The organism is Rhabdochlamydiaceae symbiont of Dictyostelium giganteum (assembly GCF_964291045.1).
In the GTDB taxonomy this organism is placed as follows: domain Bacteria; phylum Chlamydiota; class Chlamydiia; order Chlamydiales; family Rhabdochlamydiaceae; genus PALSA-1444.
Map to the genome: position 1 here is coordinate 66,593 of NZ_OZ197277.1, position 19,398 is coordinate 85,990.

The following is a 19,398-nucleotide window of genomic DNA, read 5'->3' on the forward strand; positions in this document are numbered from 1 at the left end:
AGAAAAAAGAGAGTAAAAAAGATACGGCTTATTATTTATCCAATACGGTGGATAGAAATGGCTACATGAGGTTTTTTTTCCCCAAGAGAAGGCGTTATTTTTTTCATGAAATGATCCACTTGACTTTGAGGGGCGTGATAAGAGAGGTTTTGTAACGTGTTTTGGACTAAAGAATCTAGAGAAGAAGGAAAGGTGTGAAAAAGAAGCGTGTCCCCAACTTCCCACTTAACCCGTGTAATGTGCCACTCATTTTGATGATAAGCGCCAAGCGGTCCATTTTTGTTAGAAAGTTTACAAAGAGAATTTCTTCCACGGGTTAAATGCATAAGAGTTGCAAACTCATCACAGCAAACTAGCTTAAGCTCATCTTGCAAAGAATCTAAAAGTAAAAAAGAAAAGGCGTAGTGTTGATGCAAGAAGTCTGATTGGATGAGCTTTTGCAGCTCAAAGAGAAAAGAAGAGAGCTCAAACTTTTCTGAAGTAAGAAGTAACGCTCTAATACTTCCTCTTAGTGAACTTAAGTAAACAGCTGTTTCAAGACCTGCTACTTTAGGCTCTGCTAAGATAAAAGCATGCGTGTCATTCGAAAGCCGAATGACATCAAAATAAGGAGTTGTTTGTCCAAGAACCGTGAGCTTTGCAATCGCTCCTTCATAACATGAAGTAGGAGTTAGAAGCCGAGGAGAGAGTAAGAGGTTAGCGTGTTGAAGAGATTCCTGTATTTCTTTTACCTGATCTAGGCTAGGTTTATCTTTTTCAAGACCTCCTGATTTAAGATAATAAGACACATCAGAGAGTAATTCAAGCACAGTTGCATATCTTCCTTTCAGAGAAATAGCCAAAGCTTTTTCTAAAATGGGACGGAGGCCGCCGGGAATTTGAGAGAGATGGATCACTCCAAAACTGAGCTTCCCCATGAAAAGTTCATACCCAATGATTCCAAGCGCATAAATGTCAGAGGCAAAACTCATGGACAGGGGATTTTCTTTTTGCTCAGGACTCATATAGGTAGGGGTCCCCATTCGGTAAGATTGTTTTCCCTCTTTTTGAATCTCTTCCTGAAGTTTTGCAATGCCAAAATCAATGACTTTGACCTCTCCAGTTTCTGTTATTAAAATGTTTTCAGGTTTTAAATCGCCATGAATCACCCCGTGAGCATGGAAGTGCGCAAGAGCGTGAGCTGTCTGCATGAAAATATCTAGCGATTTTTTCATAGATAAGGAGTGTTGTGTAATGAACTGCCGAAGAGATATCCCCCGAATAAATTCCATGGCAATATAAACGCCCCCTTCCCACTTTCCTTCACCATAGAGTTTGACAATATTTGGATGATTGGTGAGTCCAATCATTTTGGCTTCATGGAGAAACTGATTGATGATTTCAGGGCTTTTGACATACTCTAAAGAGAGCACTTTAATCGCGATGACAGCTTTTGTTTCAGGGTGAGTGCCCAAATAAAGAAGACTCATCCCTCCTTTACTTAAGAAAGAGTCGATTTTATAAGGGCCAATTTGAGAAGGGATAGAAAGAGGGATTTTAGTGAATTTATACTCAACTAAAGTGGGTTGTTTATAAAACCTCTCCTCTTCCATACATTAGATAGAGAAGCGTTCTAAAATACGGACTCCTACCATCTCCCCAAGCTTTATGAGCTCTCCTTGAGCAATCTGTTTACCTTCATGAACTAACGTGACAACATCGCTCTTTGTAGGGCTCTCATCTAGGGTTTTTTCATGATGTAAATGTAAAAGAGTTTGCAGGGAGAGTGTAAGAGGGCTTATGTGACACTCTAAAGAGAGTAGCACCTCGGGAATGGGTAAGGAAGCTGGCACAGATTCTTCTAGCGGCTCTTCTTGAGAGGGCGCATCTTCTATATCTAAATCTAGTTCTAAATCTACTGCGTCAATATCAATGACATCTTCAGAGCTCACCTTTTCCTCAAAGAAGACCTGAGAGTCTATAAGGGGCTGATTGAGGGGGACAGCAGGTTCTAAAGTGGTGAAGATACACTTTGTTAAAGTGGACTGCTCCGTATTAACACCCCCTTCAAAAAGAGGGTGTTTTCCTAAACTTGCCACAAAGATCCCTTGCTTTTTTAGAGGATCAAAGGAGCACTCATCTAAAATCACAAAATCTCCCACTTCTAAAGTGTCTAGAGCTGAAGAGGTAAGTGCTGTTTTTCCAATGCTTCTAGAAAGAGAGAGCTCAAGAGGGGCCATTTTTTCTGAAAGAAGAAAATGCTCTTGTAAAGGAGCGTACTCTTTCGCAGCATTAACAAGCGGTCTAGAACAGATGACTCTTGCCTCTAAAACAGTTTCATTCACTTCAGAGAGGACATTGATACAAAGGCCCTCATCTTGTGGAAGAGATTCCGGTTGCAACATACGAAGAGAAGTTTTTGCTAAACAGGAGAGCTGATCAAGAGCGTGTAAAACCTTTAAGAGAAGAAATTGATAAAATCCTTGCCGAAGCTCAGGACTAGATAGTGTAATAGGAGAGTTTTCAGCAAAAAACGCTGTCGAGGTGAGTTTAAGAACATCTTCTTGAGAGAGCACAATAAAAATTTTTTCTTGAAGGGGGTACACTTCAAAGGTGTAGATGACAGGATTCTCTCCCATGCCCTTTAAAAAAGAGGAAGCCTTTTTCCACTTTTGTTTAGTAGGCTTAAGTTTTAAAGAAGAGAGCTGGAGGGCATCTTGAATACTTTCTGCAGCTTGATTCCAAGGAAATGAAAAGTAATTATCCTCTTCAGGAAGAAGAGAAGCGTCTTTAAGAGAGAGTTCAACTCTCTGAGTCCAGTTATAAGGAATTTGATTCATAAGCGCCTGTGAGCATATATAAAATTCAAAGATTTGTAAAGAGAGGACTCTAAGAATTGCAGATTAAAATGCACTTCATCCTAAATGTCCTTCTGAAGTTTAAGGGAAAATAGATACTCCTCTCTTAACATCTCACTCTACTTTCTATAGGGTAAAAAATGGAGAGAGCTTCAAGCTGGCGTGGGAGGGCAATCGTCTAAAATTTTAAAAAGAGGGGTGACACAAATCCCTCTAGGGATCAATGATCATGGGATAAGAATTAAGAAGAGCCTAAATGGCTTGAAAAAACTCTTTTTTGTAAAAAAGAATAGTTAGTTTTTTTGTGCAAGAGGAAGAAGAGACACTTCTAGACGGTTGATTTTATATTTCCGTTTGCCCTCTTTAAAACTGTTTTCCAGGGAAGATAGGTTTTTTTTGAAAAGCGTCACAGCTGCAGCGTTTCCTAAAAGCTCGATATTATACATCAAAGGAGCTGAGCTATATTCCCGGATGACAATTTGCGTCCCTTGAAAAGAGGAGTAAGAAAACTCTTCAGGATTGAGGTGAATGGTTGTTTCTGTAATCCCTGATGTATGCATCACAGTCATCACAGAGACCATCTTCTCAAAGAGAGCAAGCGCTTCAGGGCTTAAGAGGGTATAAGTGGGAGCTTTAACAGCCGGAGGAGAGAGGAAAAAAAGGAGAGGCTCTTGAGAAGGTGGGGGATTAAGAGCTGCGGGTGTTACAGGTTTTTTTCGCTCTTTTTGAAGAGGTGTTTCAGAATAAGCCTGCAAGGGGAGGGGTTGAGATAAGGGAGGAGTTTCTTGCATGACAACCGCTTCTTCTTGACGAAGAGATACCGTTTCAGAAAGAGTGACTTTTTCTTCTAAAATATTAGCTTGTGAGAGTTCTTTTTCTTGAGATTGAGAGAGTTCTCTTAACGCTCTCTCTTTTGCAGCAGCTTCTAAAAATGTGCTTTTTAACACTCTTTTATAACCCCTATTCTCTAGCGTGCTATCGCTTTGAGTTTTAAGGGATTTCACTTTTTTATTTTCAGCTGCTAGGCGCGTACGGGATGCGCTTTTTTGCTCTTCTTCAAACTCTTGAGGCCGCTTTTTTTTCTTTTTTTGTTTTTCTTCAGACTCTTTCACTTTCATGAGGTCTTGAAACTGGGTGGAATCAGGTTTCACAAATTCTTCTGCAGCTTGAGGATTTTGAGAAATCGTGGTTGTTGAAGGGTGTGTGATGTTACTCATGCGTTTGACTCTCTTGATGTTTTAAGTAGTGCATGGTGCTTCCCATTTCATCCTCTTCAAGAGTTTCAACTCTCATTTCCTCTTCAAGAGTCTTCTTATTCCATTCTTTCTGATGAAGGTTTAATTTTTCCACATCTTTTTGCTTTTTAAAAAGATCAAGTTTTGCGGTCTCTACAGCCTGCGCAGCTTTTTCAACCACTTTAATTTGCGCTTTCACCTTATTTTCTTCGACACTCAAATTTTCAGAGACCATTTTAAGGTATTGCTTCATTTGCGTGATTTTAACACTGGATGTTCCTTCATCAAGTTTAGCTCTTAGCTGAGTGAGTTTATCTTGATAGTGAGCTTTAACCGTGTCCCTTTGTTTTTCAAGCTCAAGCTGTTTAGCTTCTTCTTGAGAGAGGATCTGCTTTTTCGCCCGTAACACAGTTTCAGCTTCTTCAAGCCGTCTATTTTTGATATCAACGAGTTGATTAAGAGGATACTTTTGAGAGCTCATCGAAGAAGGATTTTCAGTTGATCCACTGTTTGGTTGTAGCTGGATTCTTCACTAACAGGCTGTTTTAAGAATTGATTTACTCTATCGACATATTTAATAGCAAAGTCAGCATTCTTATCAGAGCCGGCTTTATATTCCCCAATGCGGATGAGAAGCTCATTTTTCTTATAATTGGAAAGCACTTCTCTCACTCTTCCAATCAATTGAACATGGTCTTTCGGAACAATTTGAGTCAGCACCCGGCTAACAGAGCGAAGCACATCAATGGCGGGAAAATGGTACTGATTGGCAAGATCATTAGATAAAACAATGTGTCCATCTAAGATCGAGCGAACCTCATCAGCTACTGGCTCATTCATATCATCTCCTGCGACAAGGATGGTATAAAAAGCTGTGATGGTGCCTTTATCAGAGTTTCCCGATCTTTCTAAAAGACGAGGAAGTGTGGCAAAGACAGAAGGGGTAAAACCAGCTCTTGCAGGCGGCTCACCAGCTGCTAGCCCAACTTCTCTTAACGCTCTTGCAAAACGGGTGACAGAGTCCATCATCAAAATGACATTTTTCCCTTGATCTCTAAAATACTCGGCAATAGCAGTTCCAACGTAGGCTGCATTAAGACGGGCTTGAGCCGGTTGATCAGAGGTTGAAACCACAACCACAGAGCGGTTAAGTCCCTCTTCTCCAAGGTCATGCTCAATGAATTCTCTCACCTCTCGTCCCCTTTCCCCGATGAGTGCAATCACATTGACATCGGCTTTTGCATATCTTGCAATCATCCCTAAAAGCGTTGATTTTCCAACACCTGCACCTGCAAAGATCCCCACTCTTTGCCCTTTCCCGACCGTTAAAATCCCATCAATGCACCGCACCCCTGTCGAAAGAGGCTCTGTAATCATTTGCCGCTCTAATGGGTGAGGAGGGGTGTTAATCACGGGGTAACTCTCTTCTAAGTGAAGAGGCCCTTTGGTTTTTTCATCAAGTGGCTTACCCAGTCCATCCACAATTCTTCCCAAGAGTCCAGGGCCAACAGGAATTTTTAAAGCGATCTTCATCGGGATCACTTCAGAAGAGGGGCCAATTCCGTGCATTTCTCCTAGAGGAGATAAAATCACTTCATCTTTTGTAAACCCGACCACTTCTGCAAGAAGAGGCTCTTTTTCTCGTTTAATAAGGCACACTTCTCCCACTTTCACCTGAGGGATGATGGCCCGGATAAGCATGCCAACCACTTGGGTAATGCGTCCATGGACAGTTGTCAGTTCAACTTCATCAAGGTGGTTAATGAGGTTATCAAAATAGGGATTGTTTTCCATAGATGCCGTATTTATTACCTTTTATAATTGAATATTCATCATTGTTCTAAGGCCGTCAGTCAATTTAGAGACCATCATTGAAGTGTATTCAATTTCTTGCTGAGCGTGAGCGAGTTTGAGCTGAACAAGTAAAAAATCTGCAGGGTTTAGTGTATCCCCTTTCTTCATCAATTGCATGAGCTTTTTTTGAACGGAAGAGAGATTCGATTGCCCTTCATCAATGTAGTCGGCTAACTTCTCTAAAGGAAGAGGCTTTTGCAAAGACGCTTCTGAAGGAGCCTCTTTTTGCAATTTTGCATCAGCAGATTTTAAGTAGGAGCTTGCTGTTTTTAACTTCCGTTTAATCAGGTTTTGCTCAGATTTTTTGAATTTTAAATTTTTATTATTCAAATCGTTATTGAGATCGCCAAGAAGTGTTTGAGACGACTTAACTTGATTCATCAAAGAGTCCCAAGAAGGACTGCCAAGATTTTGCAGTATATTTTGAGCCGGATTTAACACAGAGTTAGAAGAGGAATTGACTTTAGGAGACTCTTCCATATACGACTTAAAAGGTCTTCCTACAGGATTTGAATTTTGCGTGTTTCCTTCTAAGCGCTGCGCTACTGTTTGGCCTACATCATAAGAGCGTGATGTCATTTTTTAGATCCTTTCTTCGAAGATTTTTTAGGCACGCCCTCTAAGGGAGTCGGCTGCTTTTTGACAAAGCGGTCAATAAAATCAAGGGTTGTGGCTGCCACTTTTGAGATAGAGGTATCTTCTGTCTCTTCCAGCACTTCTTCTAACAGCTTTTCCCCTTTAGCCACTTCTTTCGCGTGAAGAGAAAGGGCAAGGCCAAGAAGCGTTTTTGCCATTTGATTGTCAGGCTCTATCGTTAAAATTTCCTCAAAGCAGTAGGCCGCTTTTTTAAGTTCAAGCTTGAGGAGATGAATATATCCAAACCCCACTTTAGGGAGCATGTTTTGAGGATCTAAGAGCTGAGCTGATTTAAAGAGTTTTGAAGCCGAGTCTTCATCACTTTGCCCAGCTGCAATAAAACCTGTTTCTAGGAGAAGAACAAAATCATCTTTATAAAGCTGTAACTTTGACATACATCCTCTCAAGTTAAGGGGTTAAAAATTAGCTGGATTTTTGGTTACGGACAGAGTTATTGATCATCGATTGAACCTGCCCAATCAAGTTTGAAATCGAATCTCCAATTTGCGTCACTTGGCTCATCATGAATTGAATGAGTAAGAACTGTCCAGGAGTTGCGTTAGACATGTTGCTTGCAAGCCCTTTGACTCTTGAAGTCAGTCTGCTTTGAACCTGCTTATAGCCTGTAATGAGATCTGTAAATGATAATGTACACCAGTTTGAAGTTGACATGACCGTTCCTATTTTTTTAAAGAAATACGTTTAAGAATTTTATGTAATGCGAGATAGCCGTGGAGCAAAGTCCCTAAGTGATCCAGTTCTTGGCCAGAGGCTCCCTCTCTTAGCTGAGATTTTAGGGTTTGAATCTTCTCCTCTGCAAGCTTTAAAGTTTCCTGCAGTTTAGAGGGATTTTTTTTCAAATCTTGCTCAAGATCAAATGTAAAACCTTGACTGATTGTTTTCTCTAGGCCGAACATACCTGTTTCCTCACTCTTTATTGCAGATTGTAGTGAATTTTAAATTTTAATCCATCTTTTTCTAAGAAAATCATCGAAGGGGAAATAGCCGTGATGACCATTCCATCGAGAAAATCTCCTAAAGTGAGGATTTTTCCATTAATCACTACGAACTGATTTTCCCCATCTTTTTTGGAGAATCCCGTAATACGGTACTCAGCACTTAAGTCCACTAAAGAGCTGGATTCATTAGTAGAGACAACATAATTTTTTACATCTTTAATCCCAGACAGCTGCTTTAAATGGAGTGTTAGAAGATCAAATTCGGCACTATCTTTCGCATCAATTCTTCCTGAGAGAATGAGATCTCCATCCATGAGTTGATACGCGACGTTATTAAACCCTTTATCGAGAAGTAAACTTTGGATTTGCGTTAAGAGCGTACTTTCAATAATGACCTCATTTTCTAGTTTATCAAGATAAGGAAAGTTGATGTTTAAATAGTCAGTAAGATTTTGAGACTCTTCAGCTGTTTGCAAGTAGCCTCTAATGATAAATTTTCCGGGCTGTTTAGAAAAAATAGACACCCCTTGCCATTCAGGATTTGTCATGAGAAGAGCGTTCATATTTTCCCACACAAGTTCATCGATCACAACCGATTGATCATCAAGCGTGTTTAAGAAAGAAAGACCGCTTAGTTGATAGATGAGCTCTTGTTTTTCTACCGGTAAAAGAACATGTCCTGTAATGAAGAGTTTTCTTGATCCTTCATTATAAGAAAACTGAATCGCTGGGTAGTTAGCTGTGATCTCTTGGATCTGTTCACTTTCATGTTTAGGAGGCTTTTGAAGATGCTCTTCTTGAAAAAGAGAAATCATACCTGCAAACAAGGTGAGAAGGAGCGTGATTCCTAAAATTCCAAGCGCGATTTGTTTTTTCGATAAGATGATATCTCTCCATGTTTGAGGAGGAATTTCTTTGGGCTCTTCTCTAGGAGGAGGAGTGACTTCTTCTTCTTCTTTTATAGAAGGAGGAAGAGCTGATACCATTGTCTCTAAATCTTGCTCTTGATCAATCACCATGATGACAGTGGTTCCGAGTGTCACAAGATCTTGAGATTTAAGCTCTAAGATGTCTACAACAGGCTCACCTCTAACCACCGTTTTATTCCGGCTGTCTAAATCTTCAATGAAGAGTTTGCCTTGCTTATCGACATGGATTTTGGCGTGCTGTCTTGATACGCTTAAGTCTTGAAGTAAGATATCGCACATTTCAGCATCTTTTCCAATCACATAACTCTTGCCGTAGGCCATCTGAAATTCAGCTCCAGAGTTGGGTCCAGAAGCGACTTTAATCATCCATCTGGAATCGACAGAAGTAGGGTGAGATAAATGGGCTAAATCTTCTCCCTGCTCAAAGGAGAAAGAGTCATGAGACTCTGTCATCTCTTGATGCTCAGAAAATCGAAATAACGTGTTTCCGATTTGAATTAAATCGCCTTCAAAAAGAGAGATAGGATCTAACACTTCCACGCCGTTTCTCATGACAGGGTTAACATGACTCAAATTTTCTAAGGTAAACCCTTCAGGGGTTAAACGCAATACCGCATGTTTACGGGACACCATAGGGTCTTCGAGAACAATAGAAACCTCATCGGGGTCTCTTCCAACGATCCATTCTACACCCTCTTCTAAATTTAGGTTAAGACCTGCGAGGGGACCTTCTTCTGCAATTAAATATCCAGACATGTTGACTATTGTATCCTAATTTCCTGCTTCATGTTGAGTAATTTCATCTTTCCAATAGCTTGTGTAATTGGCTATTTGTTCCAAACCCTCTTTTAAGGTGGATAAATTGGTGTGCTCAGGGAGATAAAGAGAGAGAGTTAAGGTTGTTTCATCATCACTTAATCCCAGCACATTATTGCCTGTTCCTTGTCCTAGAAAATTGGCTTGGAGGAGTCTTAAGAGAAACGTTTCTTGATTCTTCTTGGGAAGGGGAGCAAGCTTAGATACAATATGAACTCCAAGAGATTGCTTCACAATGTGAATATCAAACCCTTCAAGGGGAAAAATAAGGACCCCATTTGGATCAAAAGAGGGAGTACTTCCGAGTCCTAGTTCTTCAAATAAATAAGCAATATGAGTTTCAAGCATTAGAGATTTCCTGGCTATCTTTGTAATCTTCCTATGATAAAAAATCAATCAAAACCTCTTTTTATCACGATAAAGTCAAGAGGTGAGGATAGAAGCCTACACACCTCAAGACGCCCCCTTGGGTGAAAAGAGGCGTCTTCTCAAGGTTAAACAGATCTTCGAATGAGAGGAAGGGCGTCCTTCGTGATGCACTCTTCTGTGATGGTAATCTCCTGGATGGATGGATCTGAGGGCACATCATACATGAGTTGAAGAAGAAGCTTTTCAACGGTCATGTGAAGCGCTCTAGCACCCGTTCCTGTCTCTTTTGCTTTTTCTGCCATAGCTCTTAGAGAGTCAGGGGTGAAATTCAGCAACACATCTTCTTCAGCAAAGAGCTGCTGATACTGCTTAACGATCGCATTTTTAGGCTCTGTTAAAATCTTAACCAGATCGTCCACTGTGAGCTCATTGCAGTTAGCAATGCTATTAAAACGGCCTACAAACTCAGGGATGAGTCCAAACTGTTTCAAATCATCAGCTTCTACTTTAGAAAGAAGATAATTGGTCTCTTCAGAATGCACCTCTTGGTTTTCCTCTGATCCAAATCCAATCACCCCTTTTCCTAACCGTTTTGCTACAATTTTATCAAGGTGAACAAACGCTCCTCCTACGATAAAGAGAATATTTTCTGTATTCACTTTGATGTACTCTTGGTTAGGATGCTTTCTTCCTCCTTTAGGAGGGACATTAGAAAGCGTGCCTTCCACAATTTTAAGAAGTGCTTGCTGAACACCTTCTCCAGAGACATCTCTTGTAATGGAGACATTGCTGGTTGTTTTCCTGAGTTTATCAATTTCATCGATGTAGATAATCCCGATTTCAGCCCGCTCAATATCGTAATCAGCTGATTGAACAAGACGGAGTATGATGTTTTCCACATCTTCTCCCACATATCCAGCCTCTGTTAAAGTCGTCGCATCAGCAATGGCAAAAGGAACATCTAAAATTTTTGCAAGTGTCTTTGCCATGAGCGTTTTTCCAGAACCTGTTGGCCCTAAAAGAAGCACATTAGACTTACTGTAAGGGATGCCGCTATCTTTACTGAGAGACCTGATTCTCTTATAGTGGTTATAAACAGCTACTGCAATGGTGATTTTGGCTCTTTCTTGCCCAATCACATACTCATCAAGTTTTTCTTTGATTTCTTTGGGTTTTAAAAGATTGAACTCATGAGAGAGCGGTTTTTTTTCTACAATATCCATGCACAGTCTTGCGCAACGATCGCAAATAAAAGCTTGAGGGCCTGAGATGAGTTTGTCAACGGCCTCTTCAGATCTTCCGCAGAAAGAACAGGTGGCAGGTTGTTGGCTTTGTTTAGGTTTAGTCATGAAATCTCTTAAGTAGTAAATAATTTATGCAGGTCCAGGCAGTACTTTAGGTGTGCTATAAAGCGCTTTATCGATGATACCGTAAGCAAGAGCTTGCTCAGGATTCATGTAAAAATCTCTGTCGGAATCTTTGGTGATTTGTTCAATTGTTTTTCCTGTACATTCACTTAAAATTTTCGTTGTGATTTTTTTCATTTCTAAAATTTCTTGCGCTTGTACAGCAATATCTGCAGATGTTCCTGTAATACCGCCAGCTGGCTGGTGAATCATCACACGGCTGTTAGGAAGAGCAAATCTTTTCCCCTTCGTCCCCGCTGCTAAAAGAAGAGATCCCATCGACGCTGCTTGACCGATGCAATAGGTGTTAATATCGCACCCTGCAAACTTCATGGTATCATAGATAGCCAGACCAGAAGAGATGTAGCCCCCAGGAGAGTTGATATAAATGCTGATATCTTTTTTGGGATCTTCAGCTTTAAGAAATAACAACTGCGCAATGACGTTATTGGCAACAGCGTCATTGATCTCCGTTCCAATAAAAATAATTCTATCTTTCAGAAGTCTTGAAAAAATGTCCATGGCTCTTTCGCCGCGGCCTGTGTCTTCGATGACATAAGGAACTTGGTACATACGGGTCCTTTTGAGTTGATCTATGTTATCTAGTTTAGAGTTCGGTATGATTTTGATGAAACCGTTTTTATACTTTTCCTATTTCTGCGTCTAGATTTATTTGCATGCTCCCTGGTTTTTAAGAGAAATGGAGTCTTAAGACTTAAAGCTAAGAGAAAAAAGAGGGGCTTAGAGCTTTAATCATGTGATGCCTTAAAGAGCCATCAAAGGAGAGGGTATATTTAGGTAAAGAAATAGCAAATATCTCTTGATCTCTTAAGCAAAGAAGGATGGGAAGAGAAGCTCTTTTTAAAGCCAAATGAAAGACAAGATGTCTTAAAGAGAGTCTCAGGACAAAAAAGAGTAACCCAAAAGAGCTGATGAGAGGAGTCAAAGGGAAAAGAGCGATCAATAGAGCAAAAATGGGGAGTTCATAGATTTTTTGGAAGAGGGGAGAGACCCATTTTTCTAAAGAGGAAGAGGAGAAGTGATAAGCTAGACGCTCTTCAAAAAAAGGTTCGTGAAATGTCTCTCTTGCTGCATGAACAGCTTCATGAGAGAGAATGGGTAGTAGCTGTTTTGTAAAGAGCTCATGCTGAGATAAAAAGGGACGGATTTGAACACAAGGAACCTCATCACCCCCGCTCCAAAAAGCTGCTCCTTCCCAGATAAAAAGGGATTTTTTACTGTAGATCACAGGGACCCAGTTGATAGAAAATCCCCACTGCTTTTGAAGATAAGGGGCGACTTTTTCCCACTCTGGAAGATGAAGAGGGGGGCGGCGCTGCACTCTTTTTTTAAACTCCTCTTCTGTTTCAAAAGGGCCTGGAATAAACCCTCTTTGAAAGAGTGCTTTTAGCTCACTGTTTTTTAACGTCACTCTCCAATCACCCTGAAGTTATTCCTGATGACGCCTTAAACTTCTATATTTAATCCAAAGGAGAGTCATCCCTGTAATATTAATGAAGGAAAAGGCCGCAAAAGCAAGGAGTACTTTATCTGCTTTTTTAGAGATCTTTTTAATTTTTTTATTGGTGAGCTTTTCAAACTCTGTCTCATTTTCAAACCATGTTCCGCGGTAGAGATGTCTAGAAAAAATAGAGAGGTGATCTTCTGGAGCGTTAAAATAAAAAGTTGGGAGTGCAATATCTCTATTGCTGTCTTGATTAGACGCTTGCTTAAACGCAAGTTCAAGAGCAAATAATGTGCGGTGTGTCACGCGGTTGATAATCGAATCCCGATCTTTCCCTGGAAACTCAAGCTCAATACGGTCCCACTCGTCACTTAGCCACTCCATGGCTTTTTTAAAAATCGGATGGCCAGGTCTTGCTCCCAAGATGTTATTAGCAGGGAGTACAGACGAGGCAAAAGAAGAAGAAGAGGGTATTTCCATCCCGCAGTAGAAATCAAACGCTTTACAAAGAGGCTCAAATGTTTGAAAGCACTTCACATCGTGATCTGCATAAATGCCTCCTTCTTGATAGAGTATCTCATATCTTAAAAGATCAGATTTTTCTGCATAATTGTCTGACTTTTTATAACAGTCTAAGAGCGCAATAAACTGCAAATCTTGGATTTTACATAGCTGCAGTTGTTTATGAGGAAGCGGCATATCCCTATCTGTCCAAAATTTGATCGTCCAGTCAGGGTGTTTTGCAATCCAAGACCGGATATTATCTAAAGACTCTCTTGGAAAGGGTCTAGGCCCCAGCCAAATAAAATGGATGATTTTAGGCACATAGAACATGGTCGATTTCATCTTGAGAAAAGGGATATTTTTCTCATAGATCTGTTTAAAGAAGTGAAGGTTATCAAAATCTTCTGGGGTTTGAATATGGTAATTCCATGTGGGAAGCTTATGCCCCATGAGCGTTTCAAAATCGAGATGAAGAGAGCTCTCTTCTTGAGAAGAGCAGCTTACGAGAAGAGTGAGCGCAACTTTCCACAGCCACTTCTTTGCTTTACACATCATGTCCTTCCTTACCATTTGCTGAAAAAAATAGCTGAATTATGATTAAAGTCAAAATTATAAAAAATAGAGAGCTGAAAAAAAGCAGATTCTCCCTAGAGAAAGTAAACGGTTTAGTGGGTATATATTTTTTTCAAAAGAGCCTCTCTTTGCATAATGATCTTCAGGTTTTTCAAAACAAAATAGAGTGGCAAATTTGTTGTTAACTTGCGCGAAATCGTGGTTTAATGATATTAACAATAAAATAATTTATTTTTAATCGATGAAAAAAGCACTTATTATTGTTGAATCCCCAGCCAAAATTAAAACGCTGCGGAAATTTTTAGGCTCTAATTACACATTTGAGTCATCTGTTGGCCACATTAGAGATCTTCCTAAACGGGGGTTTGGGATTGATATCCAAAATGATTTTGAGCCTGAATATGTTGTATTAGATGATAAAAAAGATGTGATTAGCCGGCTGAAAAAGGCCGCAAAAGCTGCAGATATTGTCTATCTATCTCCTGACCCGGATAGGGAGGGAGAGGCGATTGCGTGGCATATTTTATCCATACTTCCTCCTAAAACAGAAACAAAGCGAGTGACGTTTAACGCGATTACAAAAGAGGCTGTTTTAGAGGCGCTTAGTCATCCAAGAGATATTGATCAAGCCCTTGTAGATGCGCAGCAAACAAGAAGGCTTTTAGACCGTATTGTGGGATATAAAATTTCTCCGATTTTAACAAGAAGAGTTCAAGGTAAACGAGAAGGCGGCTTATCTGCTGGAAGGGTGCAATCTGTTGCTCTTAAACTCGTTGTTGACCGGGAAAAGGCAATTGAAGCGTTTAAACCTGTAGAATATTGGTCCATTGAGGGGCTCTTTAAAACCTTAAAGGATCAGCACGATCTTAAAGCGTCTGTCATCAGTGTGGATGGTAAAAAAGTTGAGAAGGAACTGATTGAGGGGAAAGATGTTTATCTCATCTCCAATGAAAAGATTGCAAAGCTAATAGAGGCGCGTCTAGAAAAGTCTCAATTTAAAGTCGATTCTTTAGATAAGAAAGAAAAAAGACGCAATCCTGTTGCCCCTTTTATCACCTCCACACTTCAGCAAGAAGCTAGCCGCCATTTTGGTTTTTCAGCAACTAGAACGATGAACATTGCGCAAACGCTTTATGAAGGGGTTGAACTTGGACAAGACGGCTCTGAGGGGTTAATTACCTATATGCGTACCGACTCTGTCCGGGTTGTTCCTGAAATGATTACAGCGGTGAGAAAGTATATTGTAAATACCTATGGTAAAGAGTATCTCCCTTCTGAAGGAAGGCAATTTTCCACTAAAAAAAGCGCGCAAGATGCCCACGAAGCCATTAGACCCTCAACGCTTCAGCACCCTCCTGAAAAAATCGAGCGGTATCTCACCTCAGATCAATTCAAGCTGTATCAACTCATTTGGCGCCGTTTTGTCGCCTCGCAAATGAACCCAGCTATTTATGACACCGTCTCATGTGATATCTTAGCAAGTGATCACATTATGCTAAGATCAACGGGCTCGCAGCTTAAATTTCCTGGCTTTTTAGCGGTCTATGAAGAGAGAGAAGATAAGCTTTTAGATGCGGAAAAAGAGTCTTCACTCCTTCCTCCTTTAACCATTGGAGAGCCTTTAAATCTTCAAAAAGTCAAAACAACTCAATCGTTTACCAAACCCCCTGCTAGATTTACAGAGGCATCTCTTGTAAAAGAACTTGAGCAGCTAGGGATTGGAAGGCCATCTACCTATGCTGCGATCATGCAAAAGATCCAAAGCCGCGATTATACTACAAAGGAAAAAGGGACGATTAAGCCTACAGAACTTGGCCGCGTGATTGCAAAAATGTTAGAGGATAACTTTAAGCAAATCATGGATGTAAGCTTTACAGCGAATATGGAAGACTCGCTTGAGCAGATTGCAGAGAATAAGGTGGAGTGGAAAGCGCTTCTTAAAGCGTTTTGGAACGACTTTATCCCCACAGTTGAAAGTGCTGAAAAAGAGGCGTTTGTTCCTAAAGAACTCACCGATTTAGACTGCCCTCAGTGTCAACATAAGCTGCAAAAAATTTGGTCGCGCAATAAATACTTCTACGGCTGCTCAAACTACCCTGAATGCGCTTATACAACAGCTGTTGAGGCGCTAGATTTTAATAAAGAAGAGTATGCCCCGGATTTTGATTGGGATCAAAAATGCCCTCAATGTCAGCAAGGGATGAAGCTTCGGTTTGGAAAATTTGGCCCCTTTTTAGGGTGTGAAAACTACCCTAAATGTAGAGGCATTGTGAATATCTTAAAGAAAGATGATCCTCAAATGACCTCTTCAACACCTTGTGTTGCAATTGGATGTGATGGGAAAATCGTTCAACGAAAATCTCGGTTTGGAAAACCGTTTTTCTCCTGCTCTAACTATCCAGCTTGTAATGTGATTGTTAATCACTTAGATGAACTCTCTACTAAGTATGTCAATCACCCGAAAACCCCTTATATCGTATCTCCTAAAAAAGGAAAAAAAGGAAAAGGGGCTTCTTCTTCTAAAGGTTTTGTCATTTCAGACGATCTGAAATCAGTTGTAGGTGATGTAAGCTCAAGAGGGGATGTAACGAAAAAGATCTGGAGCTATATCAAAGAACATAGCTTACAAGATCCTCAAAATAAGAGGAAAATTGTTCCAGATGAGCAACTTGCCAAAGTATTTGGCTCAAAAGAGCCGATTGATATGATGCAGCTTGCTAAAGTGCTTAAGCCGCATTTTGAGTAATATCTTTCCTATAAAAGAGTCTTGAAGAGAAATTCAAGGCTCTTTCATTTAAACAATGCCTCATTTCATTGGAGGTGCAAAAAAATCTTCTATCAGATATCTTCAATTCCAAGCATATATTTTAATCAATAAGAAATAGTGAGAATCCATTCCTTTCTTGTAGATGAGGGAGCGAAGTCACGATTTTTAATGAAAATATAGGATTTGCTTAAAACAGTCTGGAGTCATTGATGGTCATTCAACCCTTCTTCGGTTTAAATGGAACAGTTTCAGTTCCGATTTATTGCGAGCCAAACTTAATTTATGATGTGTCTTCAGCGCATTTAACAGAAGATTTAAATGGTAGTGTCACCCGTATTTTCAAAACACTTCCTGAAGTAGTTGGGGAAAAAATTCTTAAACCTTTGATAGATTCTGTGACTGTATTAGCAAAAGGTTGCTTTAATCAAGTCTCTATATTGTATCATGAAATTTCATCTCTAATCCCTGGGGTGGCAGCGTATGAAACCTGTGCTGCTCAAAATATTCTTCAGAGCTTAGAGATTCAAAATGATATGCAACCTTCTCTTAACCCTAGAGAGCATGCGAGGGAGAGTGAGGAATTCCTAGATCTTAGTCAGTGTGGTCCTCATGATCAAAAGATGAATGAGAATATTTTTCAGAAAATGATCTCTACTATTCAAATTTCAAAAGAATTGCTTCAAGACCCTTTTTGGCAAATTGCAAAGAGTTCAGAGGGGTTAAATTTACCTCAATATGTCGTTCAGTACGCCTCATTAGAAAAACTAAATGAAATATTTAAATTTAGAGCCTTTGATAAAGAGTTACTCTTAGAAAAAACAGCCGATCAAAAAAGCCTTTTCCATTTTGTTGCTTCTAGAGGTGCTTGGCAAATCTATTCCTATCTTCCTAGTACAGAGGTGTTTTCAAGAGATGCCAAAGGTCTAGCTCCTATCCACTATGCGATTGAGGGAGGGCACCTCCCTTTTCTTCAAAGGATGAAAAGGGAAAATCACTTAGCGCTCTTAGATTGGGAATCAGTATGGGGTAGAATTGAGTGTTACCATCTTGCTATCATGAAAGGACAAATTCCGGTTCTTGATTTTTTACTGAAGGAATTTAAACAAAATCATCCTTATAAAGACCCTTTTCCTCAAGATTTAATGCAAGAAGGGAGCCGCATTTTAGAGAGGAGGCGGCTTAATCCTAATACGCATTATAAATATCCTTTTTCTTTCTATCGGAAAAGTCGTTGGGGTAATCCACTTCATCTTGCTATTCAACATGGACAGTATGAAGTACTAGAGTATTTATTTCAGCACCATGCAGAGGAAGCGCATGGCATGATGAGTGAAGAGGTAAATGGTGATACTCCCTTAAAGTTAGCCTCTAGGCTGAGTGATCTAAAGGCAATGAAAATTCTTCTCCTGCAAGATGTTGTATTTGATTCAGGTGTGTATAAAGAATTATCAAATTATTTCTATCCAGATTCGGCAAAAGCAAGAGAGAAGATCAAATTTCTGGTTTTTTTAGGTGCAGATATTAATGCTAAAAATCCTGCAGGATTTTCAGTTTTTACTTCCTATGAGCGGTACCTAAATGATTCTTCTCAATATTCAGAGGCACGTCATGCAGATATTCTCAAAGAGTATGCATTTCTCAAAGATATAGAGGCAAAACAGAAAGAGAATCAAGGGCTCAGTACTCAATGTTTAAAGACCCTTCCTCAGCAGATCATTTGGCCAAGCTCTGGAGTTTCTGCAAGGGCAATGACTGAAGTGATCAAGCAGGGGACAGAATCGGGCTTTTTTCGTGAAGTGAGGCGTGTAGCTGGAGTCTCTACAGGAGCTCTTATAGCAACGCTTCAAGCAGTCGGGTACACGTCAGAAGAAATCATCACGATTTTAAACGATTTTAATCTCCTCAATTTTTTAGAATGTCCTTCAGGTGAAGCAAGTCAAAAATTTGCTAAAATGATTCAACCCTATACAGCTCAAATCTCTTCTTCAACCACCCTATTTCAAGATTTTATTGATCTCTATGGAGCTAAGGGAGATCTTTCACTGAATAAGATGACATTTTTTTCTAATGAAACATTACGTGAAGTGCATGATACACGCAATATTCAAACTTTAGAACAACTGGTTTCTAGGGTTTTTCAGGATAAAGTATCTGTAAGAGGGATGAGTAGAGGAGACCAGCTAACCCATTTTCTAGAATCATTAGTCGCTAAGGCAACAGGGATTTCCCATTGTACATTTGAAGAACTTGATGAAAAGCGTCAAAATCATCCTGAGAAATTTAAAGAACTATTTATTTCAGGGGCTTTGCTGAATGCAAAAAAACCTAAAACAGTGATTTTTGGATATCAAGATCTTCAGGAAGATGAAGGGACACATCAGTCATCTCTTTCATCCTCCTATAACCAAGCGATTATTTCAGATGCTCTAAGAGCAGCTCTTTCGATTCCTTTTCTTTTTGAACCGCACTCTCTTCGATTTAAAGAAAAAGGAAGCTCTATCATTACAACAGGTGTGAATGAAAGGTTTATCGATGGAAGCGTATTTCAAGATAAACCTTTAGAGACGGTAGATAAAGATACCCAAAAAAAGACTTCTCCTAAGGGATTTGTCTTAAATGCACAATCCTCTTTTTTACAAGAGGGATTTGATGTAACAAGCAGCTATTTTAAAGACCAAATAGCGCAGCTCTATCAAGATGCCAAACAGTTACAGCAAAAACTTCCTGTAGATTTTTCAGATCGAACAGTTGTAATCAATCTTCCTCTTCAATTGAACCCTTTTAATTTTAACTTTAAAGCCCATGAGAAGGAAGAAGAAATTCAGTTAGGAAAAGTTTTTATGAAAAAATTTCTTCAAGATGAATATAGTCAGATTCTTCAAAAAGAACGGGATTTTTAACCGTAATAAAAATAATTTATTATATAGAAAAAGGGTGTATAGATTTAAATACACTCTTTTTCTACTACAGGGTAGATTCCACCTGCTGAGAAGAGATCTTTTTGACCTTTTTCCTTAAAAGAAGAGCTGTAAAGAAGTTTAAATATTC

Annotated in this window: 17 protein-coding genes; 2 read left to right on the plus strand and 15 right to left on the minus strand. The window is 39.7% G+C overall.

Features of this window, described 5'->3' with window-relative positions:
• Positions 1 to 35: 35 nt before the first annotated feature.
• The 15 genes from ACI7T6_RS00210 to ACI7T6_RS00280 form a co-directional block, all read right to left on the minus strand.
• A complete protein-coding gene (locus ACI7T6_RS00210; protein WP_404665588.1) occupies positions 36 to 1,592 on the minus strand; it encodes a protein kinase domain-containing protein in 1,557 nt (518 codons plus the stop codon).
• 3 nt (positions 1,593 to 1,595) lie between these two features.
• Positions 1,596 to 2,819 carry a hypothetical protein gene (locus tag ACI7T6_RS00215; RefSeq protein ID WP_404665589.1) on the minus strand — a complete coding sequence of 408 codons (1,224 nt, stop codon included), beginning with the start codon at positions 2,817 to 2,819 and terminating at the stop codon, positions 1,596 to 1,598.
• Positions 2,820 to 3,130: 311 nt separating this feature from the next.
• A complete protein-coding gene (locus ACI7T6_RS00220; protein ID WP_404665590.1) occupies positions 3,131 to 4,054 on the minus strand; it encodes a hypothetical protein in 924 nt (307 codons plus the stop codon).
• Positions 4,047 to 4,553 (minus strand): type III secretion T3S chaperone, encoded by a 507-nt coding sequence (locus ACI7T6_RS00225; protein WP_404665591.1) that lies wholly within the window; start codon positions 4,551 to 4,553, stop codon positions 4,047 to 4,049. The genes ACI7T6_RS00220 and ACI7T6_RS00225 overlap by 8 nt, the downstream gene beginning before the upstream one ends.
• Positions 4,550 to 5,866, minus strand: a complete 1,317-nt coding sequence (gene sctN / locus ACI7T6_RS00230; RefSeq protein WP_404665592.1) for a type III secretion system ATPase SctN — start codon at positions 5,864 to 5,866, stop codon at positions 4,550 to 4,552. The genes ACI7T6_RS00225 and sctN overlap by 4 nt, the downstream gene beginning before the upstream one ends.
• A 21-nt stretch (positions 5,867 to 5,887) precedes the next feature.
• On the minus strand, positions 5,888 to 6,505 hold the full coding sequence (locus tag ACI7T6_RS00235; RefSeq protein WP_404665593.1) for a hypothetical protein: 618 nt from the start codon (positions 6,503 to 6,505) through the stop codon (positions 5,888 to 5,890).
• Positions 6,502 to 6,957, minus strand: a complete 456-nt coding sequence (locus tag ACI7T6_RS00240; RefSeq protein WP_404665594.1) for a tetratricopeptide repeat protein — start codon at positions 6,955 to 6,957, stop codon at positions 6,502 to 6,504. The genes ACI7T6_RS00235 and ACI7T6_RS00240 overlap by 4 nt, the downstream gene beginning before the upstream one ends.
• A gap of 28 nt (positions 6,958 to 6,985) precedes the next feature.
• Positions 6,986 to 7,234, minus strand: a complete 249-nt coding sequence (locus ACI7T6_RS00245; RefSeq protein ID WP_404665595.1) for a hypothetical protein — start codon at positions 7,232 to 7,234, stop codon at positions 6,986 to 6,988.
• 8 nt (positions 7,235 to 7,242) lie between these two features.
• Positions 7,243 to 7,479, minus strand: coding sequence for a DUF5398 family protein (locus ACI7T6_RS00250; protein ID WP_404665596.1), 237 nt, complete (start codon positions 7,477 to 7,479; stop codon positions 7,243 to 7,245).
• Between the two features lie 17 nt (positions 7,480 to 7,496).
• The gene (sctD, locus tag ACI7T6_RS00255; protein WP_404665597.1) at positions 7,497 to 9,206 is read right to left on the minus strand and encodes a type III secretion system inner membrane ring subunit SctD; all 1,710 of its coding nucleotides are present in this window, start codon (positions 9,204 to 9,206) and stop codon (positions 7,497 to 7,499) included.
• 15 nt (positions 9,207 to 9,221) lie between these two features.
• On the minus strand, positions 9,222 to 9,614 hold the full coding sequence (locus tag ACI7T6_RS00260; RefSeq protein ID WP_404665598.1) for a type III secretion system chaperone: 393 nt from the start codon (positions 9,612 to 9,614) through the stop codon (positions 9,222 to 9,224).
• Between the two features lie 146 nt (positions 9,615 to 9,760).
• Entirely contained in the window at positions 9,761 to 10,984 is a 1,224-nt protein-coding gene (gene clpX / locus ACI7T6_RS00265; RefSeq protein ID WP_404665599.1) for an ATP-dependent Clp protease ATP-binding subunit ClpX, read from the minus strand.
• Between the two features lie 24 nt (positions 10,985 to 11,008).
• The gene (locus ACI7T6_RS00270; protein ID WP_404665600.1) at positions 11,009 to 11,614 is read right to left on the minus strand and encodes an ATP-dependent Clp protease proteolytic subunit; all 606 of its coding nucleotides are present in this window, start codon (positions 11,612 to 11,614) and stop codon (positions 11,009 to 11,011) included.
• 148 nt (positions 11,615 to 11,762) lie between these two features.
• Positions 11,763 to 12,473, minus strand: coding sequence for a hypothetical protein (locus ACI7T6_RS00275; protein WP_404665601.1), 711 nt, complete (start codon positions 12,471 to 12,473; stop codon positions 11,763 to 11,765).
• An 18-nt stretch (positions 12,474 to 12,491) separates the two neighbouring features.
• Positions 12,492 to 13,565: a glycosyltransferase family 32 protein gene (locus ACI7T6_RS00280; RefSeq protein ID WP_404665602.1), complete on the minus strand. Its 1,074-nt coding sequence runs from the start codon at positions 13,563 to 13,565 to the stop codon at positions 12,492 to 12,494.
• A 259-nt stretch (positions 13,566 to 13,824) separates the two neighbouring features.
• Between ACI7T6_RS00280 and topA the strand changes: the two genes are divergently transcribed.
• Together topA and ACI7T6_RS00290 are read left to right on the plus strand one after the other, a co-directional pair.
• Positions 13,825 to 16,329 (plus strand): type I DNA topoisomerase, encoded by a 2,505-nt coding sequence (gene topA, locus ACI7T6_RS00285; RefSeq protein WP_404665603.1) that lies wholly within the window; start codon positions 13,825 to 13,827, stop codon positions 16,327 to 16,329.
• A gap of 230 nt (positions 16,330 to 16,559) precedes the next feature.
• Entirely contained in the window at positions 16,560 to 19,250 is a 2,691-nt protein-coding gene (locus tag ACI7T6_RS00290) for a patatin-like phospholipase family protein (RefSeq protein WP_404665604.1), read from the plus strand.
• Positions 19,251 to 19,398 lie beyond the last annotated feature (148 nt).

Bases quoted from the DNA above. Each gene is read 5' to 3' on its own strand.
- ACI7T6_RS00270 (WP_404665600.1), bottom strand. From the start codon at position 11,614: ATGTACCAAGTTCCTTATGTCATCGAAGACACAGGCCGCGGCGAAAGA.
- sctN (WP_404665592.1), bottom strand. From the start codon at position 5,866: ATGGAAAACAATCCCTATTTTGATAACCTCATTAACCACCTTGATGAA.
- ACI7T6_RS00250 (WP_404665596.1), bottom strand. From the start codon at position 7,479: ATGTTCGGCCTAGAGAAAACAATCAGTCAAGGTTTTACATTTGATCTT.
- ACI7T6_RS00280 (WP_404665602.1), bottom strand. From the start codon at position 13,565: ATGATGTGTAAAGCAAAGAAGTGGCTGTGGAAAGTTGCGCTCACTCTT.
- ACI7T6_RS00240 (WP_404665594.1), bottom strand. From the start codon at position 6,957: ATGTCAAAGTTACAGCTTTATAAAGATGATTTTGTTCTTCTCCTAGAA.
- ACI7T6_RS00235 (WP_404665593.1), bottom strand. From the start codon at position 6,505: ATGACATCACGCTCTTATGATGTAGGCCAAACAGTAGCGCAGCGCTTA.
- ACI7T6_RS00290 (WP_404665604.1), top strand. From the start codon at position 16,560: ATGGTCATTCAACCCTTCTTCGGTTTAAATGGAACAGTTTCAGTTCCG.
- topA (WP_404665603.1), top strand. From the start codon at position 13,825: ATGAAAAAAGCACTTATTATTGTTGAATCCCCAGCCAAAATTAAAACG.
- ACI7T6_RS00215 (WP_404665589.1), bottom strand. From the start codon at position 2,819: ATGAATCAAATTCCTTATAACTGGACTCAGAGAGTTGAACTCTCTCTT.
- ACI7T6_RS00220 (WP_404665590.1), bottom strand. From the start codon at position 4,054: ATGAGTAACATCACACACCCTTCAACAACCACGATTTCTCAAAATCCT.
- sctD (WP_404665597.1), bottom strand. From the start codon at position 9,206: ATGTCTGGATATTTAATTGCAGAAGAAGGTCCCCTCGCAGGTCTTAAC.
- ACI7T6_RS00245 (WP_404665595.1), bottom strand. From the start codon at position 7,234: ATGTCAACTTCAAACTGGTGTACATTATCATTTACAGATCTCATTACA.
- ACI7T6_RS00225 (WP_404665591.1), bottom strand. From the start codon at position 4,553: ATGAGCTCTCAAAAGTATCCTCTTAATCAACTCGTTGATATCAAAAAT.
- ACI7T6_RS00210 (WP_404665588.1), bottom strand. From the start codon at position 1,592: ATGGAAGAGGAGAGGTTTTATAAACAACCCACTTTAGTTGAGTATAAA.
- ACI7T6_RS00260 (WP_404665598.1), bottom strand. From the start codon at position 9,614: ATGCTTGAAACTCATATTGCTTATTTATTTGAAGAACTAGGACTCGGA.
- clpX (WP_404665599.1), bottom strand. From the start codon at position 10,984: ATGACTAAACCTAAACAAAGCCAACAACCTGCCACCTGTTCTTTCTGC.